Annotated in this window: 22 protein-coding genes; 19 read left to right on the top strand and 3 right to left on the bottom strand. The window is 64.3% G+C overall.

What is annotated here, in order from left to right; genetic code table 11:
- Positions 1-144 precede the first annotated feature (144 nt).
- Both LA343_RS00740 and LA343_RS00735 read left to right on the top strand, forming a co-directional pair.
- Complete coding sequence (locus LA343_RS00740) at positions 145-345, top strand: helix-turn-helix domain-containing protein (RefSeq protein WP_025403653.1); 201 nt, start codon at positions 145-147, stop codon at positions 343-345.
- Between the two features lie 238 nt (positions 346-583).
- Positions 584-685: a 30S ribosomal protein bS22 gene (locus LA343_RS00735; protein WP_003855542.1), complete on the top strand. Its 102-nt coding sequence runs from the start codon at positions 584-586 to the stop codon at positions 683-685.
- A gap of 136 nt (positions 686-821) precedes the next feature.
- Here LA343_RS00735 and LA343_RS00730 read toward each other — a convergent pair whose 3' ends face one another.
- Positions 822-2,189, bottom strand: a complete 1,368-nt coding sequence (locus LA343_RS00730) for an HAD family hydrolase (protein ID WP_025403652.1) — start codon at positions 2,187-2,189, stop codon at positions 822-824.
- 19 nt (positions 2,190-2,208) lie between these two features.
- Here LA343_RS00730 and LA343_RS00725 point away from each other — a divergent pair, with 19 nt between their 5' ends.
- The 5 genes from LA343_RS00725 to hemB all read left to right on the top strand — a co-directional run bounded on the left by LA343_RS00725 (position 2,209) and on the right by hemB (position 8,121).
- Complete coding sequence (locus tag LA343_RS00725) at positions 2,209-2,502, top strand: glutaredoxin family protein (protein WP_052337592.1); 294 nt, start codon at positions 2,209-2,211, stop codon at positions 2,500-2,502.
- Between the two features lie 125 nt (positions 2,503-2,627).
- The gene (locus LA343_RS00720) at positions 2,628-4,118 is read left to right on the top strand and encodes a glutamyl-tRNA reductase (protein WP_144084526.1); all 1,491 of its coding nucleotides are present in this window, start codon (positions 2,628-2,630) and stop codon (positions 4,116-4,118) included.
- A complete protein-coding gene (gene hemC / locus LA343_RS00715; protein WP_119665302.1) occupies positions 4,119-5,177 on the top strand; it encodes a hydroxymethylbilane synthase in 1,059 nt (352 codons plus the stop codon). It begins immediately after the preceding gene.
- Between the two features lie 89 nt (positions 5,178-5,266).
- Positions 5,267-7,093, top strand: coding sequence for a uroporphyrinogen-III synthase (locus LA343_RS00710; protein WP_025403650.1), 1,827 nt, complete (start codon positions 5,267-5,269; stop codon positions 7,091-7,093).
- A gap of 23 nt (positions 7,094-7,116) precedes the next feature.
- Positions 7,117-8,121, top strand: a complete 1,005-nt coding sequence (gene hemB, locus LA343_RS00705) for a porphobilinogen synthase (RefSeq protein WP_025403649.1) — start codon at positions 7,117-7,119, stop codon at positions 8,119-8,121.
- Here hemB and LA343_RS00700 read toward each other — a convergent pair.
- Positions 8,118-9,167, bottom strand: coding sequence for a chymotrypsin family serine protease (locus LA343_RS00700; protein ID WP_025403648.1), 1,050 nt, complete (start codon positions 9,165-9,167; stop codon positions 8,118-8,120). The two genes, hemB and LA343_RS00700, sit on opposite strands and share 4 nt — an antisense overlap.
- Before the next feature lie 87 nt (positions 9,168-9,254).
- Here LA343_RS00700 and LA343_RS00695 point away from each other — a divergent pair, with 87 nt between their 5' ends.
- The 10 genes from LA343_RS00695 to rfbB all read left to right on the top strand — a co-directional run bounded on the left by LA343_RS00695 (position 9,255) and on the right by rfbB (position 21,076).
- Positions 9,255-9,941 carry a hypothetical protein gene (locus LA343_RS00695; protein ID WP_025403647.1) on the top strand — a complete coding sequence of 229 codons (687 nt, stop codon included), beginning with the start codon at positions 9,255-9,257 and terminating at the stop codon, positions 9,939-9,941.
- A gap of 2 nt (positions 9,942-9,943) precedes the next feature.
- Positions 9,944-10,510 (top strand): hypothetical protein, encoded by a 567-nt coding sequence (locus LA343_RS00690; protein ID WP_025403646.1) that lies wholly within the window; start codon positions 9,944-9,946, stop codon positions 10,508-10,510.
- Positions 10,510-13,368, top strand: a complete 2,859-nt coding sequence (locus tag LA343_RS00685; RefSeq protein WP_025403645.1) for a heavy metal translocating P-type ATPase — start codon at positions 10,510-10,512, stop codon at positions 13,366-13,368. The genes LA343_RS00690 and LA343_RS00685 overlap by 1 nt, the downstream gene beginning before the upstream one ends.
- A gap of 28 nt (positions 13,369-13,396) precedes the next feature.
- A complete protein-coding gene (hemL, locus tag LA343_RS00680; RefSeq protein WP_025403644.1) occupies positions 13,397-14,749 on the top strand; it encodes a glutamate-1-semialdehyde 2,1-aminomutase in 1,353 nt (450 codons plus the stop codon).
- Between the two features lie 103 nt (positions 14,750-14,852).
- A complete protein-coding gene (locus LA343_RS00675) occupies positions 14,853-15,458 on the top strand; it encodes a histidine phosphatase family protein (protein WP_025403643.1) in 606 nt (201 codons plus the stop codon).
- Positions 15,459-15,482: 24 nt separating this feature from the next.
- The gene (locus tag LA343_RS00670) at positions 15,483-16,064 is read left to right on the top strand and encodes a TlpA disulfide reductase family protein (RefSeq protein ID WP_039911670.1); all 582 of its coding nucleotides are present in this window, start codon (positions 15,483-15,485) and stop codon (positions 16,062-16,064) included.
- Positions 16,065-16,862 (top strand): cytochrome c biogenesis CcdA family protein, encoded by a 798-nt coding sequence (locus LA343_RS00665; protein ID WP_025403641.1) that lies wholly within the window; start codon positions 16,065-16,067, stop codon positions 16,860-16,862. It begins immediately after the preceding gene.
- Positions 16,863-16,919: 57 nt separating this feature from the next.
- Entirely contained in the window at positions 16,920-18,602 is a 1,683-nt protein-coding gene (locus LA343_RS00660; protein ID WP_025403640.1) for a cytochrome c biogenesis protein ResB, read from the top strand.
- 227 nt (positions 18,603-18,829) lie between these two features.
- Positions 18,830-19,912, top strand: coding sequence for a c-type cytochrome biogenesis protein CcsB (gene ccsB / locus LA343_RS00655; protein ID WP_025403639.1), 1,083 nt, complete (start codon positions 18,830-18,832; stop codon positions 19,910-19,912).
- A gap of 54 nt (positions 19,913-19,966) precedes the next feature.
- Positions 19,967-21,076, top strand: a complete 1,110-nt coding sequence (gene rfbB / locus LA343_RS00650) for a dTDP-glucose 4,6-dehydratase (protein ID WP_025403638.1) — start codon at positions 19,967-19,969, stop codon at positions 21,074-21,076.
- Positions 21,077-21,079: 3 nt separating this feature from the next.
- Here rfbB and LA343_RS00645 read toward each other — a convergent pair whose 3' ends face one another.
- Entirely contained in the window at positions 21,080-22,432 is a 1,353-nt protein-coding gene (locus tag LA343_RS00645) for an MFS transporter (protein WP_081737365.1), read from the bottom strand.
- 164 nt (positions 22,433-22,596) lie between these two features.
- On the opposite strand from LA343_RS00645, the gene rfbC reads away from it, so the two are divergent.
- Entirely contained in the window at positions 22,597-23,316 is a 720-nt protein-coding gene (rfbC, locus tag LA343_RS00640; RefSeq protein WP_039910990.1) for a dTDP-4-dehydrorhamnose 3,5-epimerase, read from the top strand.
- A gap of 5 nt (positions 23,317-23,321) precedes the next feature.
- Positions 23,322-24,197: a glucose-1-phosphate thymidylyltransferase RfbA gene (rfbA, locus tag LA343_RS00635; protein ID WP_025403635.1), complete on the top strand. Its 876-nt coding sequence runs from the start codon at positions 23,322-23,324 to the stop codon at positions 24,195-24,197.
- Positions 24,198-24,202: the final 5 nt, after the last annotated feature.

The following is a 24,202-nucleotide window of genomic DNA, read 5'->3' as shown; positions in this document are numbered from 1 at the left end:
ACTAGACATAACTTCAGCCCAATTTTCCCCCTCGATACACATTCTTCACTGTCTTCACGTTATGATGGTGCGGAGCGATCACGTGTGACGTCCTGCAGGAGGGGAAGCCTGCAGCGCATGAGAGCGCCAAGAAAGTGATGACTAATGGCTAACACTGACAATGGAACATTCCTGACCGTCGCAGAGGTCGCAGAGCTGATGCGCGTGTCCAAGATGACCGTTTACCGCTTGATTCACTCGGAAGAGCTGCCGGCAATCCAGGTGGGGCGCAACTTCCGCGTCCGTGCATCTGCGGTTGACGAGTACCTCGGCGCCTCCGAGTACACCCCGGGTCAGACCGGCTAGTTTTCGGCTCCTCGGCAGGAATCCAGTTCAGCACCCGCTCTTCTCCATAGCTCGACCCGCGCGGTCGGCCTGAGATGGAGAGGGCGGGTGCTTTTTTGTGCCTCACCGGCCACAACCGGTAGACTGTTCCCCATTCGTGTCGGCGCACGCCCGCCGCACCTGTTCCGCATCGTCTTTTAAAGGTCAGGCGATGCGTGACGACCTTTACATTGACCCCGATAGAAACGAGGTGCCCATCATGGGTTCTGTGATTAAGAAGCGCCGCAAGCGTATGTCCAAGAAGAAGCACCGCAAGATGCTGCGCCGGACCCGCGTTCAGCGTCGGAAGTTGGGCAAGTAAGCCCCTAGCGCTCGCGTTAGTGAGTGCATAAGAAGGGCGGGTAGCGACAACGATTATTGTCGCTACCCGCCCTTTGAGATGTCTGGGGTGCGATGCTCAGGGTGCGTGGGGTGCTGCCGCCACGGGCACAGAGCCACTAGTGGCGCTTAATCCAGCGCCCACCGGCCGCCGCAGCGCCTGCGCCAGCCGCGGCCGCGCCGAACGTTCGCAGAACCCGGCGCCCGCGTCGATAATCCCGGATCTCCCAGCCATTCGCCCGCGCGGCCTTGCGCAACTGGGAATCGGGGTTAACGGCCACGGCCGTGCCAACCATGCTCAGCAACGGCAAGTCATTTACCGAGTCTGAGTAGGCCGTGCATCGCTCCAGATCGAAGTTCTCGTGAGCAGCCAAAGCGGCCACCGCGTGCTTCTTGCCGGAGCCATGGAGGATGTCACCCACCATGCGGCCGGTGAACACGCCATCCTTAACCTCGGCAACCGTGCCTAGCGCCCCGGTGAATCCCAGCTCGCGGGCGATGACCTGGGCAAGCTGCACGGGCGTGGCCGTCACCAGCCACACCTGGTGCCCGGCCTGCAGGTGCATATCGGCTAGCTCCTTCGTGCCGGGGAAGATGCGCTCGGCGATGGTGGCAGCCCAGATTTCCTCGGCCATCTGCACCACCTCGGCCTCCTTGTGTCCCTTCACCAGAGCCAAGGCTTGTTCGCGGCCGCTGGCAATATCGTCGGCATCCTCGGTGCCGGATACCCGGTACTTCAGCTGCTTCCACACGAAACCGGTGATTTCTCCCGTGGTGAAGAAGCGCCGCCGTGCCAGACCGCGGGCAAACAGAAGGATGGACGCACCCTTAATAAGGGTGTTGTCCACATCGAAGAATGCGGCCACGCCCTCGTCTTGAGGGATGGAAGGATCAGGAGCGTTAACGCGATTCGAGCCTCCCGCGGCGGCGCTCGCGCCATGCAGGTTATCGAGGCCCGTGAGCAGCTCCACGGGAGTGATCTCGTGGCGCGCCGCGATTCCGGCGAACTCGGGATCGCTGAGGTCCTCCAGGGCCGGTTGGTCAGTCGTGTGCTCTGTGTCGTCCGTAGCGTCCGTTAAAGTGTCTGTCGTGGTGTCTGCTGTGCTGCCTGCCGTGCTGCCTGCCAACACCTCGGAGGTCAAGTCCCGATCCGCCGGAATCTGATCGCTCAGCGACCCGTCAGTCTCGGCTTTAGCCGTAGGGATCCCACCACTCAACACCGCCTGAGCGGACGCCTCACCCGCCTCCTTCTGCGCCGATTCGCTGCGAACAGGGAAGACCAGCCGACTCAAAGTGCTGCGCACACCAGCGCGCGCCGTGAGCGCCATATGGTTGAAGGCGTCCCCCACCTTGTCTGAGGCATGCTGCAGCGCCGTGGCCACGCGGTGCGTGGTGTCCCTGGCCGACTCTGCGGCCGACCCAGTGGACGACCCAGTGGCCGACTGATCGGGCCCTTCGACGTGCTTGTCCGGCTGGCTGTGATTCACACGCACTAAACTACCCTTAATGATTGAGAACTTCTCCACCCAGCCACAGACCCCAACTCACCACCCAACTCATCACGTTGACTTCGTCAGCCGCAGCACCTGCGGATCCTGCCAGCGAGTGCTCGCCCAAATCCGCCCAGTCGTTGACCGCTTCGGCGCCACGTTGAGAGTGATCGAGGTGGATGCTGATGGCGTCGACCAGGAATGGGCCATGGAGTTCGGCGACCGGGTGCCTGTGGTCCTCGTCGACGATGAGGAAATCGGCTGCTGGGAGATCGACAACGAGGAGCTCATCGACGCTCTGCAGGGGTGAGTGCCATATACCAGCCCTGCTGCGACGTTTTGGCAACGGGGTATGTTAAGGGCTACCGTAGTGACTCGTGAACTACCCAGGGCCGGCGCGGCCCCCGGGGGACAATCGCAGGAGGCGCACAAGGCATGAGTAGTAACACCCGGACTGGTTCCGCGCAGGTGTTGCTGGTTGGTTTGTCCTTCCGCTCGGCACCGGTTCCCATCCTGGAACGCGTGTCCATCGCCGATGCCGACGTGCCGAAGCTGCAGCTCAGCCTTGTAGATAATGACGTGATCAGCGAAGCGCTGGTGCTGTCCACCTGCAACCGCATGGAGTTCTACACCGTGGCCAGCGCGTTCCACTCCGGGCTGGATCACGTGGTGGACACGATCAGCGGCTTTTCCGGCGTGCCGGCCGAGGAGCTGGAGCCGTACCTGTACGTCCACTACTCTGATTCCGCCGCTGAACACATGCTCAATGTGGCCTCCGGCCTGGATTCAATGGTGGTCGGGGAGCAGCAGATCATCGGCCAGCTCCGCAGCGCCTACCAGTCCGCGGACGAGACCGGCACCGTGGGCCGCACCCTCCACGACCTCACACAGCGCGCCCTGCGCACCGGCAAGCGTGTGCACTCCGAGACCATGATCGATGCCGCCGGCGCCTCCATGGTGTCCTTCGCCGTGGATCGGGCGCTTCGCTTCCTGCGTGTCGATTCGTCGGTGTCTGTTATATCCGACGCCACAACGGCGCCCTTGGCCTCATCCCGCGCATTGGTGATCGGGGCGGGGGCGATGGCCTCATTGACCTCGACCTACCTGGGCAAGCTGGGTATTCAGCACATCACGGTGGCGAACCGCACGGTGTCCCGGGCCGAGAACCTGGTGCAGCACGCCCGCGAGGCTGGCGTGGACGCCACCGCCGTGGGCCTGGATGCGGTGGGGGAGACGATGGAGTCTGTGGACCTAGTTGTCTCTGCCACGGGCGCGGTGGACTGCGTGGTGACCGGTGAGCATGCGCGCGCGGCGATGGAATCGACCGCGCGGGCAAGCGAGGTGGGCGTGCGCCCGCTGGTGCTCGTGGATCTTTCGATGCCCGCAGACATTGAGCGTTCGGCGGCGACGGTGCCCGGAGTGACCCTGCTCAACATTGAGGAGCTCACCACCATGGCGGGCGAGGGCGTGGATGACGAAGCGCCCGCCCGAGCCATCGTGGCCCAGGAGCTGCAGGAGTTCCTCGAGCAGCAGCGGGCTCAGTCTGTGGTGCCGACGGTCAAGGCGCTGCGGCAAAAGGCCGGCGAGGTGCTGGCCGAAGAGCTCATGCTGTTGGAACGCAACACCCCGGAGATGTCTACTGCCGACCGCGCTGCTGTGGAGAAGGCAATGAAGCGCGTGGTGGACAAGCTGCTGCACACCCCGACGGTGCAGGCAAAGAAGCTGTCCGCCGTGGGTGGGCAGACCAGCTATCCCGATGCACTGGCGGCGCTGTTCAACTTGCCTGTGGGCGCGGTGGAGATCGTGACGCAGGCGGATGCTGGAGCGGCAGGTACAACCGGCGATGGCAGGCTGACGGCCATCGATGGTACTTCCGGCACGAACAGTGCCAATGGATCAGAAAACACGATTGCGAAGGAGGCTTAGATGACGGCCGATGCTACTCACCCCGAGGCCCGGGCCGACCGGGGCAACACCACGCCGAGCACCGGCGAGCGCACCCTGCTCATTGGCACACGCGGATCGAACCTAGCCACCACGCAATCGACGCACGTGCTCGATGGCATCGTGGCCGGCGGTCACGCGGCCGAGTTGCACATCGTGCACACCCCCGGCGATGCCTCGCAGGCTGCGGGAACGCCCGTGCGCCAAATCGGCGTGGGCGTGTTCACCGAAACCCTGCGCTCCGCCCTCGCCGCCGGAGAGTGCGACATCGCCGTGCACTCCTTCAAGGACCTGCCCACCGCGCCGGATCCCCGCTTCAAGACGGTCGTGCCGCAGCGCGTTGACCCCCGCGAGGTGCTGGTGAGCCGCAACAACCTCACCCTCATGGACCTACCCAAGGGCGCCAAGGTGGGAACAGGCGCTCCGCGCCGCGTCTCCCAAATCCGCGCCGCCCGCCCAGACCTGCAACTGCTCCCGCTACGCGGCAACATCGACACGCGCATGCGCCGCACCGAAGAGGACCTCGACGCAGTCGTGCTCGCCCGCGCAGGCCTGGAACGCGTCGGACTGCTCGACCGTGCCGCCGAGTCCATCGACCCCACCGTGGTGATGCCCGCCCCCGCCCAAGGCGCCCTGAGCGTAGAGGTCCGCGCCGACGACGAGCAGGCGTGGAACGCCGTCAAGGGACTCGACCACCTGCCCAGCCACGCCGCTGCCGTGGCCGAGCGCGCGATGCTTTCGACCCTGGAGGCCGGATGCACCGCCCCCGTGGCCGCCCACACCACCTGGTCCGAGGACGGGCGAACCCTATCCTTCACCGGCGGCGTGTTCGGCATCGATGGCCAGGAATCCCTCGTGAAAGAGGACACCTGGAGACTCGACGACGACGAGTGGCGCGCCATGACCGCCACTCAGCCTAGCGACACCAGCGATGCCGACCAGCGCGACATCGTGCTCGACGGAGCCAAACGAATAGGCAGAGCCGTGGGGCTGGCTCTGCTCGACGCTGGCGCAGCTCAGCTCGTCGCAGACGCGCTATAGCGTTATACCCCGCACAACCAGCGCACAAACCCCGCGCACTCCCGGTTACTGACCCTGCTGAACGTTCAAGATAGAAAGTCCCACCACCGATGACAACCTCCGGAATGGCCACAGCCCAGCCTGGCCGCGTCCTATTCGTGGGCGCCGGGCCCGGCAACCCGGATTTGCTCACCATCAAGGCCCGCGACGTGCTGGAACACACCGCACACGCCTGGGTGGACCCCATGGTGCTCACCGGGGTGCGCGCTCTCGTAGCAGCGCAGGTACCCGTACCCCAGCACAAGCTGGACGAAGCCGAAGCTGCCTGGCAAGCACAAGTCAAGGCAGCCAAGGAAGCCGGAGCACGGCGCAAACCACCACGGCCCGCGCCGCCGACCGCCGCCGAAATCATTATTGCAGCCCCGGCGCCGGTGACGGCTGGTGGCGTCGACGATAACGGCGAAGCTGAGCAACCAGGTGCCGAAAACACTGCCCAGGCCACCGCCGCCGAGCCGGGCACCGACGCAGAGTCCGCCGACCAGGTCGTGGCGCCCGAGGTCATTGCCGAGCAAATGGTGGCGTGCACGCGCGCAGGTAACGACGTGGTCCGGCTCGTGGCAGGCAACCCGCTGAGCAACCCCGCGGTCATGCAGGAGCTGCAAGAAGTGGCTAAGCTCGGCGCGGAGTTCCAGGTTGTACCCGGCATGACCGGGTCCGTGGCCGTGCCCGCATTCACCGGTATCGGCCTGGGACCGGACGTCACCGAGGCTGACGTACGCGGCGGCACGGACTGGGACCAGCTCGCCAGCGCGGGCCTGCCCATGATCCTCACCGCCACCCCGGCTGACCTGCAGACCATCGCCAGCGAGCTGAAGTCCCGTGGCATGCCCGGATCCACCCCAGCGACCGTGACCCTGCACGGCACCACGCGCAGGCAGCGCAGCTACGACGTCACGTTGGACACGCTGAAGTCCATCGCTGCGGCATCTGGCCCAGCGGCCAAGGAGGGCGAGCTGCCGGACGAGCTCATCGTCACCATCGGCTCGCAGGTGGGCAACCGCTCCAAGTACTCGTGGTGGGAAAACCGCGCCCTGTACGGCTGGACCGTGCTGGTGCCGCGCGCGAAGAGCCAAGCCGGTCCGATGAGCGCTCGCCTGGCCTCCCACGGCGCCATCCCCATGGAGGTTCCAACGATCTCCGTGGAGCCGCCGCGCAGCCCCGTGCAGATGGAACGCGCCATCAAGGGGCTCGTGGACGGCCGCTACCACTGGATCGTTTTCACCAGCGTCAACGCCGTGAAGGCCACGTGGGAAAAGCTGCGGGAGTTCGGGCTCGATGCCCGCGCGCTCGCCGGCGTGCGCGTGGCCGCCGTGGGGCCGAAGACCGCCCAGGCCGTGCGTGACCTCGGCATCACCCCGGAGCTGCTGCCCAAGGCCGATGCCCGCAACGCCTCCGGGCTCGTGGACGTGTTCCCGCCGCACGACCCGGACTTGGATCTGGTGGACCGCGTGCTGCTGCCACGGGCGGATATCGCCACGGACGTGCTGGTCGATGGCCTCATCGAGCTCGGCTGGGAGGTCGAGGACGTGGTGGCCTACCGCACAGTCCGCGCCGCCCCGCCCAGCCCCGAGGTACGCGACATGATCAAGACCGGCGGCTTCGACGCGGTGTGCTTCACCTCCTCGTCGACCGTGAAGAACCTCGTGGGCATCGCCGGCAAGCCGCACGCGCGGACGATCATCGCCTGCATCGGCCCCATGGCCGCGCAGACGGCTCGCGAACATGGCCTGCGCGTGGACGTGATGCCGGAAACTGCTGGCGTGCCGGAGCTGGTGGATGCCCTGGCCGAGCACGTGGCCGAGTTGCGAGCCAGCGGCCAGCTGCCGCCGCCGCGCAAGCGCCGTAGGCGACGCAAGACCGCCGCGAAGAAGGCCTAAGCTCCAGCGGTAGCATGGGGGACATGAATTCAATCTTTCCCCCTCATCGCAGACCACGCCGCCTACGCACCAGCCCGGTGATGCGCGACTTCACCGCGGAGACCGACCTCAACCCCAGCCGGTTCGTGCTGCCCATGTTCATCGCCGACGGCCTGGATGCGCCGCGCGATATCTCCAGCCTGCCGGGTGTACAGCAGCACACCACCGACTCCTTGCTCGCCGCCGTGGAGGAGGCCGCCGAGGCCGGTGTGAAGGCCGTGGACCTGTTCGGCGTGCCGCTCGATAGCGACAAGGATGCCGACGGTAGCTGTGGCATCGCCGAGGATGGCGTGCTCAACCGCGCCCTGTCCGCCGTGCGCGAGCGGTTCGGCGACGATGTGCTCGTCATCGCCGATACCTGCCTGGACGAGTTCACCGACCACGGTCACTGCGGTGTGCTCACCGTGGACGATCGCGGTCGCACGGTTGTTGAAAACGACGCCACACTGCAGCGCTACGCCGATATGGCTGTGGCCCAGGCGAATGCCGGCGCCCACGTGGTGAGCCCATCCGGCATGATGGACGGGCAGGTTCAGGTGATCCGGGAGGCGTTGGATGACGCTGGCCACCAGGATGTTTCCATCATGGCCTACTCCGCGAAGTACGCCTCCGCTTTCTACGGCCCGTTCCGCGAAGCCGTGGGATCCTCGCTGCAGGGCGATCGCCGCACCTACCAACAGGATGCCCGCAACCTGCGCGAGTCCATCCTGGAAACCCAGCTGGATATTGACGAAGGCGCGGACATGGTGATGGTCAAGCCCGGCATGCCCTACCTGGATGTGCTGCGCGAGATCGCCGACATGTCCCCGGTGCCGGTGGCGACGTATCAGGTCTCGGGCGAATACGCGATGATCAGCGCGGCCGCTCAGAACGGCTGGATCGACCTGGAACCGGCCATCATGGAATCCCTCTACGGCCTGCGCCGCGCCGGTGCGGACATCATCCTGACCTACTGGGCGGTCAAGGCCGCCCGCCTGCTCAAGGGCTAACGGCCGACCGCCGGAGTCTTGGGCAGGATCTGTCGATTGTCCTGCACCGCCCCAGCGGGGGTCACGAGGTCGATGCCCATCGCATCGATCACGGGCTTAACTAGGGCGAAGTCCGTGACGTAGTCGTTGACCTCATCGTGGTCGAACGGCGAACCAGACAGCAATCCCAGGGCGGCCACGGTACCGTCTCTGAGCTTCACGTAGGCAGGCGACCCGGAATCCCCAATGAGGGAGAACAGGTTGATGCGCACGTAGGCGCTATTCCAGCTGATGACCGGGCCGCACGTTTCCCCGGTCCGGAAGCCGTACTTGCACACCTGCATCCCCTCTTGGAGGTTATCGGGGCCCCACACCTGCGTGACGCGGTAGCGATTAGCCACGAGGTGTGAAGGCTCGAGCTGCGGGGGAATGGCGATTTCGGAGAAGTCCGTATCCCCGTCGACGTCACCGCCGCGGTCGACGTCCTCATGCTCGGCCGTACCGAAAACTCCTAGGGTGAGATCAGGGTTGCCCGAGGTGTTCGTGGACCAGTGCACAACGGAGTAATCACCATCGATACTGCAGTGCCCAGCGGTGAGCCCCACGTCTGATCCCGGGCTCGTCATGCCGGCATACCCCGCCCCTTGCGATCCGATGAATCCCAGGGTGCAGGATGATTCCTCTGCCATATCGATGGTCATACCGGGGGTGGGGTGAGTAAAGGTCGTCCAGGGCAGGTCTGGGTAGGTCACCTGGCCGTTTTCTGGATCGCCGTATTGGGCAACTGCGTTGGCTTCCTGTTGGTCGAAGCCGGGATCGCCGGGATTAAGAAGATAGGAATCAGACGGGCGGGTCTTGTGGTACCGCCCATCCGACCCCGCCCAGGGAATCATGCTCATCGCCTTGCGATCGCTGACTACCACAACGAGCAGCGCCACCAGAGCTACTACGAGTGCAGCGCTGAGCAATGGGATGGCCACGGAAACGCACGTCGCATGGTGGGGGCGGTGGTGCGTGCGGTTATCCCCGCCGAGGTGGTTCGGGGTGGGTGGCTGGCCATAGTTCATTAGGCTCATCGTAGCCCCGCGCAGCACAGAATGACCATTGGGCGTTTCCCACGGACAGGCAACCGACACAGTAGTGTAGGCAGTGGTATGAACAGCAACGCAAACACCAAGATGCCGACCCCGCCCAAGGTCGGCCGCAAGGATGGACTCGCACCGTCGTTCAAAAAGGCTCCGGAGGACGTGCGCTACGGCGTGTGGGCATGGCTTTCCGTGTCCGCCCTCCAGGTTCTCTCCGCCGTGGTGCAGTACGTCGCCAACGTGGCGGATCCGCGTGCGCTGCGCCAGCAGGCGAAGGACTACTTGGACGATAAGAGCTCCTTCGGGCCGGCGCTGGACAAGAATATGTCCGTGGACTCCCTGACCACCGCCCTGAACATCAGCATGACCGTGTTGCTCATCGCCGCGGCCGCGATCTGCGCGTATCTCGCCACCCGGGCCGGGCGCGGTGCGGTGTACTCCCGCTCGTTCCTCAACGTCGGTTCGCTCTACCTTGCGTTCAGCGCGCTGCTGCTCGTGTTTTCCACTCCGCCGGCGACGATGCCGGTGGGCTTCGTTCTTCTCCTTGGTGTTCTCGCGATCCTTTCCGGCGTGATCGCTCCGGTCGGCATGTGGTTCATGGCTCGTCCGGGCAACCGCGAGTGGTTTGGTATTCCATCCGACGCGGAGATCGAGAAGTACCAGGTTGCCCTGGAGCGGCGTCGAGAAGAACAAAAGAAGGAAAAATCAGACAAGGCAAACAAGGCAGACAAGACCGATAAGAAGGGCGGGCGCTAACCATGCCGACGATGTTTCCCTCGATGGCTAGCGACTCCGACGACCCCAACCGCAGTACCACCAAGTGGAAGCCAGGGGACCCGACCCCGCGCACGGCCATCGCGGCGTTCGCTCTGGTGCTCATCGTCGCGGTGCTTATGATCGTCAGCGGATTCTTTATGCTCACGGCGCAGTGGGATCGCGCGCCGGAGAACGAGACGGAGGCCGAAGCTATGCAGTTCGTCCTCAACAACACTCGCATTCTCGGCGGAATCAACCTCGTCATCGGCGCTGCTCTGGCGGTGTTGGCATCCGGCATTCGCGACGGATATCGCCGCAAGCGCAGGTGGGTGCTGTGGCTCGGCGCGCTCGGCATTTTCTTCATGCTCGCCGGCTGGGTGTTCCAGTTCACCGGCATGGGCCAGGCACTCATGGCCCTGCTGTTGGCGGTCGCGTTGCTGCTGGCCTATCGGCCATCGGCTGATCCTTATTTCGACGCCGGACACCGCCTGGATCCCGAAGATACTGGGGCTACCAGGGCCAACGGCACTACCGGGGCTACGGGAATCACTGAGGATGGTGTCCAGTAGTGGCGGATCGAGACATCAGCGTTGAGGACGTCGACGCTGCCATTTTGGAGGCCCGCACCGCAGCAACGCAGGCGGGCTTCGACCTCGATGCGGCAGACGGCAGCACGGACTATCACCAACGCCTCGTCCACCGTCAGGGACGGCGGCTCACCAGTTTCTCCTACCGGCTCGAAGGGCTCGAGTCGGCGGTGGACGCCACCACGGTCCAGGAAGAACTCAATGCGCTTCCGGGCGTGGAAGCTTCCGTGGTGTATTCCACCAAGATGGCCTGGATCTCCGCCGAGGATCACGTGAACCCGGATGATATCCAGGCCGCGCTGGCGAAGCATGGCCTGGATAGCTGGCTCACCGATTCCTCTCTGCGCCGGCGGTCGTCCCGCCTTGAGCTGGCTGATACCCGGCGCCGGATGCGCCGCCACGCCGATGCGCACCGCCGCGTGTGGGCCGCCGCGGAGCGCCGTAAGCGCCCGTATGGCTCGCGGCTGCTGCGCAATCGCACCAACCCTTTCGACTCCAACGAGGGGCTGCACACCGCCCGGGATCTCATCACGCGAGCCCGGTTGATCGTGGCCGTGCTGTTCGGCGCTCCCGTCGTGGCGATCCAGCTGGTGCAGGGGTGGCAGTTCGATTACTGGCAGTGGGTCTGCCTGGCGCTGGCCACCCCGGTGGTGACGTGGTGTGCGTGGCCCTTCCACCGGGCAATGATCGGCGGTATACGCCGGGGAATGTCGGCGCTGGATGGCGCTAGCTCGTTGGCCATCCTCGTGGCTTACGCCTTCTCGGTGCTCATCCTGACCCTGACGCCCGCCGGTGATGTGGGGTGGAAGAGTTCGCAGATTCTCATGGCGGGAAGCTGGACGAACCCTTATACCCAGGACTCTATCTTTTTCGACGTCGCCTGCGGCGTGACCATTCTGCTGCTATTCGGCAGACTCATGTCCCGGCGTACCGTGCTGCGGTCGAAGTCCATGCTCACCGCGCTGTCTGTGCAATCCACCAAGCAGGTCACGGTGGTGCGCAAGAACCGCAAGTCCGAGGTGGTGAAGAAGCAGATCGCCACCGGTGAGATCCGCACCGGCGACGACATTGTGGTGGAAAACGGCATGATCGTGCCCAGCGATGGCGAGATCATCAGCGGCAAGTCAGAGGTCGACATGGGGCCGGTGGGTGGCCTGCACCGCACCGAAGTGCTCACGGTCGGCAATGCCATTTACGCTGGTGCGCGCAACCTAGGCAAGCCCCTGAAAATCCGCGTGCACGCCACAGGGTCCAGCACTCGGCTCGCGGCGATGCACCGGTGGGTCATGGGAGCCGCGCGGGATGAAAACCGCGTGGCCCAGCTGACCAACCGCACTGCCAGCCTGCTGGTGCCGTGGGCGCTGGGCATCGCGGCGGCGGACTTCTTCGCGTGGTACGCCTACACCGGCTCGCTCGATGCGGCGATGGCCACGGCGCTGTCCGTGCTCGTTGTAGTCGCGCCCGTGGCGCTGGCTGTGTCCGCGCCCCTGGCGTTGCGCTTGGGGCTGTGGCGGGCCGCCACGGATGGCGTGTTGTTGCGCGATACCACCACCATCCACAAACTCGCCAGCATCGACTCGATCATCTTCAACCGTGTGGGCACGCTCACGACCGGTCCCATGAGGGTCATCGGCGTGACCGCTGCCAACGATGAGAACCCGGACCTGGTGCTGCGCGTGGCCGGTGCCCTGTCGCTGGAATCGAAGCACGCAGTCAGCCGCGCGATCGTGCGTGCCGACCGCGAGGCCCGCGATGCCAACGCCGGTGGCGATAGCGTGCCGCACTGGATCGAAACGGGCGAAGTCACGGTGACCAAGGAAGGAACCTTCGAGGGCACCGTCGACTTGCCCATCAACGGCGACATGCGGCATGTCACCGCCCGCCTGTGGCGCCCCCGCGACCTGGGCGAGCTGCGGGATTCCCGCTTGGCCGCCGCAGCGCTGTCCGGTGGTTCGCCCATCGTGGTCAGTTGGAAGGGCAAAGACCGCGGCGTAATCAACCTCGCCGATAGCTTTAAGGACGATGCTCCTGCGGCCATTGACAAGCTGGAGGACATGGAGCTGGAGACCTTCATGATCTCCCGCGATACCTACCCGGTGGCCCGGCATACCGCCAACTCCCTGGGCATCTCCACGGTGTTGGCGGGCATCGCCCCGAACCGCAAGGAAGCCACAGTGCGCGGCCTGCACGCTCAGGGCACGCGCGTGGCCATGGTGGGTGACCGCGACATCATGGGTGCCTTGCGCGTGGCGGACGTTGGCATTCTCATGGGCTCGGCGGATCACATCGATTCCTCGGCAGCCGCCGCGGCCGATGTGGTGCTGCTGCGCGGAGACGTGCTGGCCATTCCCGAGACGATCAACCTTGTGCGCCACGTGCGTAACACAGCGGACTGGAACATTTGGTTGTCCTGGGCCTACAACGTGGTCTGCATCATTTTGGCTGTCGTGGGTCTGCTCAACCCCCTGCTGGCAACCTTGCTGATGCTCATGAGCTCCGCGCTCATCGAGCGCCGCAGCGCCCGGATCCTTAAGCGCAACTACGCTCGCGCCATCATGCGTAATACGCACTCGTGGCAGGGCTGGACGGAGCGGCTTCGCGAGATGCGGGAGATCAGGCAGCGCCAGCGCCTGCACGCTCAGGCCGTCCGCGCCGCCCAGGAGGACTCCCTCGAGCACGTGGGTGGTACGCCCCCGGCGTTTAGCAACGCGGTAGCGTCGGAGTCGGAACGCACCGTCACCGTCGCCGGCGACGAATCCACCGGCAGCGCCCGGAAGTTCGGCACGTCGAGCAGCTCGGCGGTGAAGGCCCCGGCTAACCACTGCGTCGAAAAAGACTAAAGACCTCAAGCTCATCCCGAAGGATTGATTGACTGTGACTGACCACCTTTCCCTTTCCGCCAGCGAAAAGGCGATGCAGCGCGCCCAGGCTGTTATCCCCGGCGGTGTGAACTCCCCGGTTCGCGCCTTTGGCTCGGTGGGCGGTACCCCTCCGTTTATCACCAGCGCCCGCGGAAGCCACATGGTCGACGTCGACGGCAACGAGTACGTTGACCTCATCAGCTCCTGGGGTCCCATGATCCACGGCCACGCTCACCCGGAGATCGTGGATGCCGTCAAGCAGGCCGCCGAGCGCGGTCTGTCCTACGGCGCTCCCACCTCCATGGAGGTGGATTTGGTCGAGGAGATCGTGGGCCGCACCTCCGTGGAGAAGGTTCGCCTGGTCAACTCCGGCACCGAGGCCACGATGTCCGCCGTGCGCCTGGCCCGCGGTTTCACCGGCCGCGACAAGATCCTCAAGTTCGAGGGTTGCTACCACGGCCACGTGGATTCTCTGCTGGTCGCCGCCGGTTCGGGTGTGGCCACGCTGGGTCTGCCCGATTCGCCGGGCATCACCGCCGCCGCAGCCACGGATACGGTTGTTGTGCCTTATGGCGATGTGGCCGCTGTGCGCCAGGCTTTCGCCGACCATGCCGGCCAGATCGCTGCGATCATCGTGGAAGCCGCGCCGGGCAACATGGGCACCGTGAACCCGCTCCACGTTGGCGATTCGGGTGAAGATGCCGAGGATGGTGTGTCCTTCAACGCCCAGCTCAAGGAGATTGCTCACGCAGACGGCGCCCTGCTCATCGTCGATGAGGTCATGACCGGCTTCCGCGTGGATCGCCAGGGTTGGTTCGGCATCGACGGCGTCGCGGGTGATTTGACCACCTTCGGCAAGGTCGTCTCCGGCGGTCTTCCGGCAGCAGCGTTCGGCGGCCGCGCCGAGATCATGGATTACTTGGCTCCGGTCGGCCCGGTTTACCAGGCCGGCACCTTGTCCGGTAACCCTGTTGCCGTGGCCTCTGGGTTGGCGTCTCTTCGTTTGGCCGACGCCGCTACGTACGAGACCCTCAACACCAACGCTTCGCGGGTTGCCGAGATCATCTCCGACGCGTTGACAGCGGAGTCCGTGGCCCACCACGTTCAGCGCTCCGGCACGATGTTCAGCTTCCGCTTCGCCGAGGGCGAGGGCAAGAACTTCGCGGACATGCAGGCAGCTGACACGTTCCGCTACCCGGCGTTCTTCCACGCGCTGCTGGATGGCGGCATCTTCGCGCCGCCGAGTGTGTTCGAGACGTGGTTCGTCTCCACGGCGCTGACGGATGATGACTTCCAGCATCTCGCGGATGCCGCTCCTGCTGCTGCGCGTGCTGCCGCGACTGCGAAGGCCGAGAAGTAGCCCCTGCCATTGCGGCAACTTCGGCCGGAAAACCTAGGTCTGCCAGGGAATTGCCAGCTTGCTGCTTATGAGATACACCGGGGGAGCGGTAAGCTAGGCAACCATGGCAACAATCGTTCACCTGGTTCGGCATGGGGAAGTTCACAACCCGGATCGCATCCTCTACGGGCGCCTTCCCGGCTATCATCTTTCGGAGCGCGGCCGAAACATGGCGTACGCCACGGCTGCGGAGCTCGCTGACCACGATGTCGTTCGTTTGGTTGCATCACTCCTGCAGCGTGCCCAGGAAACCGCCCGCCCATTCGCTGAGAAACTCGGGCTGGATGTGGTGACGGATGAGCGCATCATCGAGGCAGGCAATGATTTGGAGGGCCTGCACATCAAGGGCGTGCGGAGCGCGTTGTGGAATCCGCGCCGTTGGCCGATGCTGCGCAAGCCCGCCGAGCCGAGCTGGGGGGAACCCTATACCCAGATCCGCGATCGCATGTGGGAGGCCATCGATGATGCCCGCACCGCCGCGCGCGGCCACGAAGCTGTGCTGATCAGCCACCAGCTTCCCATCGTGATGATCCAGCGTGATGTCCAAGGCCTCCCATTGGCCCACAACCCAGCCGTGCGCCAGTGCGAGTTGGCCTCCGTCACCTCGCTGGTGTTCGACGGGGCCGACTTGACGGACATGTTCTACGCGGAGCCAGCTCAGGAGATTTAAGTGCGCATCAAGACAGTTGCGGGGATGTTGACCGCCGTTGCTTTGCTGGCCAGCGTGACGGCCTGCAGCGAAGAAAACACAGCGGGAACCAACGCGGTTGCCTCCGGCGGAACGTTCGAGTTCGTCAGCCCCGGTGGTCAGACGAGCATTAGTTACCCAGAAAACGAGCGCAAGGAGATCCAGAACTTCTCTGGCCCGGCGCTCATCGGTGATAAGACCATCAACCTGGACGACTACAAGGGCAAGGTCGTTGTGCTGAACTCATGGGGTCAGTGGTGCGGTCCGTGCCGCAGCGAGTCCGATGACCTGCAGCGCGTCCAGGAAAAACTGGAAAAGTCCGGCAAGGGCACCGTCCTAGGAATCAACGTCCGCGAGACGAGCCGCCAGAAGGCTCAGGACTTCGTCAAGGACAACGGCATTACCTACCCGTCCATTTTCGATCCGCCGTTCAAGACCGCCCTCGCTTTGGGCGGCTTGCCAGCCTCTGTTATTCCCACGACGATTGTTCTGGACAAGCAGCATCGCCCGGCGCACGTGTTCCTCAAGGAGGTCACGGACAAGGAGCTGTGGGATGTCGTGGAACCCGTGATGAATGAGAGCAACTAGATGGTTCTGGCACAGTCGGTTGGGCAGACCTTCGCCGATACGGCGGCGAGCGGCCCGCTGATTCTGGCTCTGCTGGTGGCAGCGGCGGCCGGTTTGGTGTCCTTCGCTTCGCCGTGCGTGATCCCTCTCGTCCCGGGCTACATTTCCTACCTCGCTGGGGTAGTGGGTGCCGATACCCAGTTCACGCAGCAGGGCACGGTGGTGACAGCCAAGCGTGGGCGCGTGGCCACGGCGGCCCTGCTATTCGTCGCGGGCTTCACTGTTGTCTTCGTGCTGGCGACGGTCACGGTATTCGGCGTGATCAGCGCGCTGTTCGTCAACCAGGAATTGCTCATGCGCATTGGCGGGGTGGTGACGATCCTCATGGGTGTGATCTTCATGGGATTCATCAAGCCATTGCAGCGCGATACCCGCATGGCTCCGAAGCGTTGGACCACTATCGCGGGAGCCCCCTTGCTGGGCGGCGTGTTCGCCCTGGGGTGGACACCCTGCCTGGGCCCCACGTTGGCGGCGATCATTTCCGTCTCCGCGGGTACACAGGGCATGACAGCGGCGCGGGGCGTGTTACTCATCGTGGCCTATTGCCTGGGGCTGGGCCTGCCGTTCGTCCTCGTGGCGCTCGGTTCCTCGAAGGCGTTGACGGGTGTGGGCTGGCTGCGCAGGCATTCCCGCACCATCCAAATGATCGGCGGCGCGCTGCTGGTGATTGTGGGACTGCTACTGGTGACCGGGCAGTGGGCGGTGCTCATCGATCTCATCCGCCAAGCATTCATTTCAGACACCACACTGCCCATCTAGTTGCCCATCTAGTTGCCTAGTGAACGACAAGACTTTGGACGCGAAGGAAAGAGAGACATGCTGAAGAACATCCTGGCGCTACCCAGGAAGGGTTGGCAGTGGCTGACCAAGATGAAGACGGCACTGGCGCTGCTGTTCCTCTTGGCCATCGCGGCGATCCCCGGCGCCCTTCTGCCTCAGCGCTCCCTCAACGAGGACAAGGTCACCAAGTACATCGACGCCAACGGCAAGACCGCCGAGGTCTTCGACAAGCTCGGCCTGTTCGATGTCTTCAGCTCCACCTGGTTTGCCGCCATTTATGTGCTGCTGTTCGTGTCCCTGATCGGCTGCATCCTGCCCCGCAGCGTTGACCACTACAAGGCACTGCGCTCCTCCCCGCCACCGGCACCCAAGGTGCTGTCGCGCATGCCGTACCACGTCTCCGGCCACGTGGACCAGTCTGCAGACGAGGTCAAGGACTACCTGCGCAGGGAGTTCAAGGGATGGAACGTCGCGGAGATTGCACCGGACAAGGACCGCGCCGGCAGGTGGTCCATGTCCGCCGAGAAGGGCTACCTCCGCGAGGCCGCGAACCTCGTGTTCCACCTGTCTCTCGTTGGCATCCTCATCGCCGTTGCCGCCGGTCGCATGGTCTACTACGAAGGCCAGGTCATCGTCGTCGCTGGGACGGATACGGCCCAGTCACAGTTCTGCAACTCCGCTGTGGCCAACTACGATTCCTTCCGCAACGGCCCATTGTTCGACGGCACCGGGCTGACCCCGTTTTGCGTGAACGTCAAGAACTTCACCGCCCAATACCTGGAAAACGGCCAAGCCGTGAACTTCGAATCGGACATTGACTACGCCAACGCCGATGAAGCCTTCAAACCCACCGACGAATGGCTGCACACCACCCTGCGTGTGAACCACCCGCTGCGTATCCAAGGCAACCGCGTGTACCTGCAGGGCCACGGCTACGCTCCGACGTTCACGATCACGTGGCCCAATGGCGAAAAGCGCACAGAGACCGTGCAATTCCGCCCGGACGATATGGTGAACTTCCTCTCCTCGGGCGCGGTCCGCTGGGACCCGCCAGCGGGCATGTACCCGGACCTGTTAGAGCGGCGTCAACACCAAATCAGCATCCAGGGGCTATTCTCCCCATCTGCTGCGTTTACCGGCCCCAATGGCAAGATCCTCACCTCCAACTACCCTGCGCTGCGCGACCCAGCAGTGGCGATCGATGTTTACCGCGGCGATACCGGACTTGACGCGGGTAAGAGCCAGAACATCTTCTCGCTCGATACCGAGGCGCTGCACTCTGGGCAGATGCAAATGCTCGATCGTGTGAACCTGGCCAAGGGCGAATCGGTGAAGCTCGATGACGGCACGAAGGTTACCTTCGATGGCGCCAAGCCGTTCGTCAACCTGCAGATCTCCAAGGATCCCACGACCCTGTGGGTGCTCGGATTCGCGATCCTCATGCTCGTTTCGCTGGTTGGCTCCCTCGCTGTGAAGCGCCGCCGATTCTGGGTACGCCTCAGCCCCGCCACGACCACGTCCGAAGCAGGCGCGGCACCGGGTACGGGCACCCTCATCGAGATCGCTGGTCTGGCGCGTACCGACTCCGCTGGGTGGGGCCGCGAATTCAACCGCCGTTCCGAGCGCATCCTCGGCCTGGAGGAGGAAGAGCTCGATGAGACCATCGAGACGGGAAGCACCGACTGGGACGAGCACATCGACGACGATTTGGGCCGCTAACCCAAGCTCGTACCAGGCTCGAGACAGGCTCCTGCCCAGCTCTGGGCAGGCTAAGCCAACTTGCTCAATCCCCCGCGGAGGAGTCCAATAGGGGCTAAGCAGCATGAAAAAGGTTTGAGCACGCACGGATCCCGGGCTACATTTAAAGAGCCGGTGCCTAGCCACCTCACCACATGCTTATGCGCCGTGTTGTCGCCCCTCGTTTTGCGTAAGGACAAAGATTCACCATGATTATCGATCAGGAGCTATCTCAGTTCGCTGACTTGGCCTACCGCACTGCTGAGGCTGTGTACCTTCTGGCTCTGGCCGTATCCCTCGTCTTCTACGGCATCATTCGCGTCGCCACCGACCGCCGCCGCGAGCGTGCAGAGGAACTGAACAAGCTCAAGGCCGACTCCCGTGAGAAGGTCCTGGCCGCAACCGGGGCATCGACCACCGGTGCCACTGGCGGGGGCATTGCCGTCGACGACGAGGCAGGCACCACCGCCACGTCCTACGACGATCAGCTGCCCGAGCGGCTTCGGGTCGACAACGTGCGCAAGCAGGTGGAGCGTGCCGACAAGCTCGGCGGTATCACCCAGGCCCTCGTGTGGCTCGGCATTGCGCTGCACGTGGTCTTCGTTGTGCTGCGCGGCATGGCCGCTGGCCGCTTCCCGTGGGGCAACCTCTTCGAGTATGTCTCCGTGGTCACGATGTTCGCCATGATCATCGCAGCCCTGGTGATCCGTCGGAAGTCCATGCGCGTCATGTGGCCCTGGATCCTCACCCCCGTCGTGCTCCTGCTGTTCTATGGAGGCACGAAGCTCTACGCCCAGACCGCGCCCGTCGTTCCCGCGCTGAAGTCCTACTGGTTTGTCATTCACGTCTCCACCGTCTCCATCGGTGGCGGCATCGGCTTGGTTTCCGGCATGGCGTCCATCATGTACCTGTTCCGCCGCGTCCAGCCGAAGGGCAAGGAGAAGGGCTTCATCGGCGCCATCGTCGGCCCACTCCCGGACGCCGCCAAGCTGGACGCCCTGGCATACCGCACCGCCATCTGGACCCTGCCGATCTTCGGCCTGGGTATCATCTTCGGCGCCATTTGGGCAGACGCCGCGTGGGGTCGCTTCTGGGGCTGGGACCCGAAGGAAACCGTATCTTTCGTGACCTGGCTGCTGTACGCCGGTTACCTCCACGCCCGCGCAACGCCCGGCTGGCGAGGCCCGAAGTCCGCGTGGATCAACGTGCTGGCTTTCGCCACGATGGTGTTCAACCTCTTCTTCATCAACATGGTGGTCTCCGGCCTGCACTCCTACGCTGGCTTGAGCTAGACCCTGAATAGACCCTGGGCTGAGCAAACTGCCCTTCTCGGTATAGTGAGGGGCATGACCGGCACAGCTCGCAGCGCATCCGCGCCACGCACTTTCACCCGCCTTCTCGTCACCGGAGGGGCGGGTTTTATCGGTTCCAACTTCGTGCACCGCACCTTAGCCACCCGTCCGGACATGCAGGTCGTGGTACTCGATGCTCTGACCTACGCCGCCAATACCGATAACCTCTTGGCCGATGATGGTCGGCCTCTCGGGGAGGCCTATCCCGGCCGATTCCGCTTCATCAAGGCTGATATTTCCGACGCCACCGCCGTCGCCGCTGCCCTTGATTCCGTCGTCGGGTCGGAAGGCGGCAGCGAAGCTGACGCTGCCGCAGAGACCGCCATCGTGCATTTCGCGGCGGAGAGCCACAACGATAATTCCCTGCACGATCCGGGCATCTTCGCCCGAACCAATGTGGAGGGCACGGTGAATCTCGCCGAGGCCGCCTGCGCGCACGGCGTTCACCTGCACCACGTCTCCACGGACGAAGTCTTTGGCGATTTGGCGCTGGACGAGCCGCGGCGTTTCACCGTGGACACCCCCTACAACCCGTCGTCGCCCTATTCGGCGTCAAAGGCGGCGGCCGACCACTTCATCCGGGCATTCGTGCGCTCGCGTGGGCTCAAGGCCACGATCTCGAACTGCTCGAACAATTACGGACCGCGCCAGCATCCGGAAAAATTTATCCCCCGCCAGGTCACCGGGCTGTTGGAAGGCCATCAGCCCCGGCTCTACGGGACGGGGGAGAATGTGCGGGATTGGATCCACGTGGACGATCACAACGATGCCGTGTGGGCCATACTCGAGCGCGGAGAGGTGGGCAACACCTACCTCATCGGCGCGGAAGGGGAACGGTCGAACAAGCAGGTCGTGGAAGACCTGTTGGAGATCTTCGACCGCCCATCAGATGACTACGTGCACGTCACAGACCGGCCTGGGCACGATCGCCGCTATGCGATCGATCCGGCCAGCACCCGCGCGCTGGGATGGAAACCGCAGTACACGCAATTCCGCCAGGGCCTGCAGGCCACTGTGGACTGGTATGCCGATCACCGGCAGTGGTGGCGGGCGGCGAGGGTGGCGTCGGAAGAAAAATACCGACGAACCGAGCGGGAGATCTAGAGCCTAGAGCTCCCGGCGGTGCAGATCCTTCGGGGTCATGGCCAGGGCAATCATGGAGAGCACGCACAGCACCATAAGGTAGATGCCAATGGTCCACGTCGCGCCCGTCTTGCCCAGAATGAGCTGGGCGATCATCGGGGCGAACGCGCCACCGAGGATGGAGCCCAGAGCGTAGCCGACCGAAACGCCGGAGAAGCGGATGCTGCGGGGGAACAGCTCGGCATACATCGCGGACTGCGGGCCATAGCTCAGCGCCAGGCCGGGGATGAGGGCGAGCAGGGCCACGCCGAACCAGAAGATGTTGGCGGTGTCGATGAGGAACCACACGGGGATGGCCAGCACGAACAGCAGCGCGTAGCCGATCATGAAGGCCTGGCGGCGGCCGATGCGGTCGGACAGCGAGCCGGACCAGAGCGTCAGGGCGGTCCAGGCGATGGCGGCGAGGATCACCGCGAGGAAGATGTGGGTCTGGTTCATGCCCAGCTGCTTGGCGGCGTACGAACCGAAGAACGCGATCACCATGTAGCCGAACGCGTTGTTGGCGGCGAAGATGAGGGCCGCCTTGAACACCAGCGGGAAGTGGTTACGCAGCAGCACGCCCAGGGGAGCGGAGGACTCTTCGGCGCGCTCGCGGATCTCCTCGAACACGGGGGACTCAGCGACCTTGAGACGAACGATTACACCCACGATCACGAGTACGAGGGAGAGCACAAACGGGATGCGCCATGCCCACTCCATGTAGCCATCCTTGCCCACAATGGCGGTGAGGACGAGCAGCACGGTGGTGGCGAATGCGAGGCCGAGGGGCACGCCGATCTGTGGGTAGGAGCCATACAGACCGCGCTTGGACTTCGGAGCGTGCTCCACGGCCAGCAGGGCAGCGCCGCCCCATTCGCCGCCGGCGGAGAATCCCTGCAGGACGCGCAGGAGAATCAGCAGGATCGGGGCGGCCACGCCGATGGAACCGTAGGTGGGCAGGATGCCGATGGCGGCTGTAGCCAGGCCCATGAGGATCAGAGTGGCGGAGAGAACGAGCTTGCGTCCGTAGCGGTCGCCCAGGTGACCGGCGATCGCGGCGCCGAGTGGGCGGAACAGGAAGCTGATGCCTAGCGAGGCCCAAGAGACGATCTGGGCGAGGGTGCTGTTGTCTTCACCGAGTGGCTTGAAGAACTGGGTGGCGAAGACCAGGCCGGCGGCTTGAGCGTAGATGAAGAAGTCGTACCACTCGATGGTGGTGCCCACGAGGGTGGCGCCGAGGATGCGTCGCTCTTCCTTGGAGCTGGTGACGCGGGTGGAGTGAGTGGAATTATTCTGCACGGTCGGGGGATCGTGCGGATGCTGAGATTGTGTAGACATGAGGAAAGAATGTAGCAGCACAGCGGCTACCAGCAGGATTCAATGGCAAAAAGTATTCAGCATTCCGGGGGAAACGGGGGTAGATAGTCCTAAAGTTACAACTATCGGCGGGTGGTTTGTGCCGGTGCGAGGAAGTGTCCACCCCCGGCGCTAGAGTAGGGCACATGACCCAGACCAGTCTGAACTCCGCTGACCTCACCGCCGCGCTGGAGGGTGCGGCCCCGGGAACCATCGTTGAGCTGCCCATTCCGGGCGCATGGGTGTTCGTGCCCCGCGTGTTCGGTGATGAGCGCGGCAGCTTCCACGAGTGGTTCCGCGCCGAGCAGTTCACCGAGCATCTGGGATACCCGTTCACCGTGGCGCAGGCTAACCTGTCCCGATCGGCGAAAAACGTGGTGCGCGGGATTCACCTGGCTGAGGTTCCCCCGGGGCAGGCCAAGTTCGTAACCTGCGTTTCGGGGGTAATTACCGACATTCTCGTGGACCTGCGAGTGGGTTCGCCGACGTTCGGCAAGCACGTCTCCGTGGAACTCAGCGAAGACAACAATTTTGGCCTGTTCGTGCCCCTGGGCGTGGGTCACGGATTTGCCGCCCAATCCGAACGCGCCACGGTGAGCTACCTCGTCACCGAGGCCTACAACCCCGAGCGCGAATTTGAGGTCGACGCCTACGATGCCGACCTCGCCATCGACTGGCCCGTGGATGCTGACCAGGCCGTGCTGTCAGAAAAAGACACGAAGGCTCCCTCGGTGCAGGACGTGCACGATCGCCTTCCCCAGTGGCGCGAAACTCGTGGCTGGGAAAAGGAACTGCGCCAAGAATGGGACGAGGCAATGGCCGCCGCCGAGGAATGGGGCGACGAGCCGGATAGCTCCGGGAGGTAACAACCATGCGAGGCATCATCCTGGCCGGTGGAACCGGCAGCAGACTGTGGCCGATCACGCGCGGGGTCTCCAAGCAGCTCGTGCCCGTGTACGACAAACCCATGATCTACTACCCCCTGACCACCTTGATGCTGGCTGGGGTGCGGGAGATCCTCGTCATCACGACGGCGGAGGATGCCGGCCAATTCCAGAAACTCTTGGGGGACGGGCGGCAGTTTGGCGTCGATATTAAATACGCCGTGCAAGACGAGCCCAACGGGCTGGCGGAGGCCTTCATCGTGGGCGAGGAGTTCATCGGAGACGAGTCCGTGGCGCTCGTGCTGGGCGACAATATCTTCTACGGCTCTGGGCTGGGAACGCAGCTGCGGCGCTTCAATAACCCTGATGGCGGGGCGATCTTCGCGTACTGGGTCGCGCAGCCTGAGGCATACGGCGTGGTGGAGTTCGATGCCCACGGCACCGCGCTGTCGCTGGAGGAAAAGCCGGACAAGCCGAAGTCGCACTACGCCGTGCCGGGGCTGTACTTCTACTCGTCGGACGTAGTGGAGATCGCCAAGGGGCTCACGCCCAGCCCGCGCGGGGAGCTCGAGATTACAGACATCAACCGGCACTACCTCGCCGAGGGGCGGTTGCACGTGGAGGTGCTGCCGCGCGGAACGGCATGGCTGGATACCGGCACCGTCGATGACCTCGCCGCGGCCGGAGATTTCGTGCAGGCGGTGGAAAAGCGCCAGGGGCTGAAGGTGAGCTGCCCGGAGGAAGTCGCCTGGCGGCTGGGCTACATCGACGACGAGCACATGCAGCGCTCCGCGGACGCCCTGGCAAAGTCGGCGTACGGGCGCTATCTGCAGGACCTGCTGGCTCGCGGGAAGGAGGCCTAGCGGCC

This window comes from Corynebacterium falsenii (assembly GCF_020099275.1).
In the GTDB taxonomy this organism is placed as follows: Bacteria; Actinomycetota; Actinomycetes; order Mycobacteriales; family Mycobacteriaceae; genus Corynebacterium; species Corynebacterium falsenii.
Note: the sequence above shows the minus strand (reverse complement) of the source record. Positions and strands in the feature narration are given on the sequence as shown.

Bases quoted from the DNA above. Each gene is read 5' to 3' on its own strand.
- LA343_RS00740 (WP_025403653.1), top strand. From the start codon at position 145: ATGGCTAACACTGACAATGGAACATTCCTGACCGTCGCAGAGGTCGCA.
- LA343_RS00735 (WP_003855542.1), top strand. From the start codon at position 584: ATGGGTTCTGTGATTAAGAAGCGCCGCAAGCGTATGTCCAAGAAGAAG.
- LA343_RS00725 (WP_052337592.1), top strand. From the start codon at position 2,209: ATGATTGAGAACTTCTCCACCCAGCCACAGACCCCAACTCACCACCCA.
- LA343_RS00720 (WP_144084526.1), top strand. From the start codon at position 2,628: ATGAGTAGTAACACCCGGACTGGTTCCGCGCAGGTGTTGCTGGTTGGT.
- hemC (WP_119665302.1), top strand. From the start codon at position 4,119: ATGACGGCCGATGCTACTCACCCCGAGGCCCGGGCCGACCGGGGCAAC.
- LA343_RS00710 (WP_025403650.1), top strand. From the start codon at position 5,267: ATGACAACCTCCGGAATGGCCACAGCCCAGCCTGGCCGCGTCCTATTC.
- hemB (WP_025403649.1), top strand. From the start codon at position 7,117: ATGAATTCAATCTTTCCCCCTCATCGCAGACCACGCCGCCTACGCACC.
- LA343_RS00700 (WP_025403648.1), bottom strand. From the start codon at position 9,167: ATGAACTATGGCCAGCCACCCACCCCGAACCACCTCGGCGGGGATAAC.
- LA343_RS00695 (WP_025403647.1), top strand. From the start codon at position 9,255: ATGAACAGCAACGCAAACACCAAGATGCCGACCCCGCCCAAGGTCGGC.
- LA343_RS00690 (WP_025403646.1), top strand. From the start codon at position 9,944: ATGCCGACGATGTTTCCCTCGATGGCTAGCGACTCCGACGACCCCAAC.
- LA343_RS00675 (WP_025403643.1), top strand. From the start codon at position 14,853: ATGGCAACAATCGTTCACCTGGTTCGGCATGGGGAAGTTCACAACCCG.
- LA343_RS00670 (WP_039911670.1), top strand. From the start codon at position 15,483: ATGTTGACCGCCGTTGCTTTGCTGGCCAGCGTGACGGCCTGCAGCGAA.
- LA343_RS00665 (WP_025403641.1), top strand. From the start codon at position 16,065: ATGGTTCTGGCACAGTCGGTTGGGCAGACCTTCGCCGATACGGCGGCG.
- LA343_RS00660 (WP_025403640.1), top strand. From the start codon at position 16,920: ATGCTGAAGAACATCCTGGCGCTACCCAGGAAGGGTTGGCAGTGGCTG.
- ccsB (WP_025403639.1), top strand. From the start codon at position 18,830: ATGATTATCGATCAGGAGCTATCTCAGTTCGCTGACTTGGCCTACCGC.
- rfbB (WP_025403638.1), top strand. From the start codon at position 19,967: ATGACCGGCACAGCTCGCAGCGCATCCGCGCCACGCACTTTCACCCGC.
- LA343_RS00645 (WP_081737365.1), bottom strand. From the start codon at position 22,432: ATGTCTACACAATCTCAGCATCCGCACGATCCCCCGACCGTGCAGAAT.
- rfbC (WP_039910990.1), top strand. From the start codon at position 22,597: ATGACCCAGACCAGTCTGAACTCCGCTGACCTCACCGCCGCGCTGGAG.
- rfbA (WP_025403635.1), top strand. From the start codon at position 23,322: ATGCGAGGCATCATCCTGGCCGGTGGAACCGGCAGCAGACTGTGGCCG.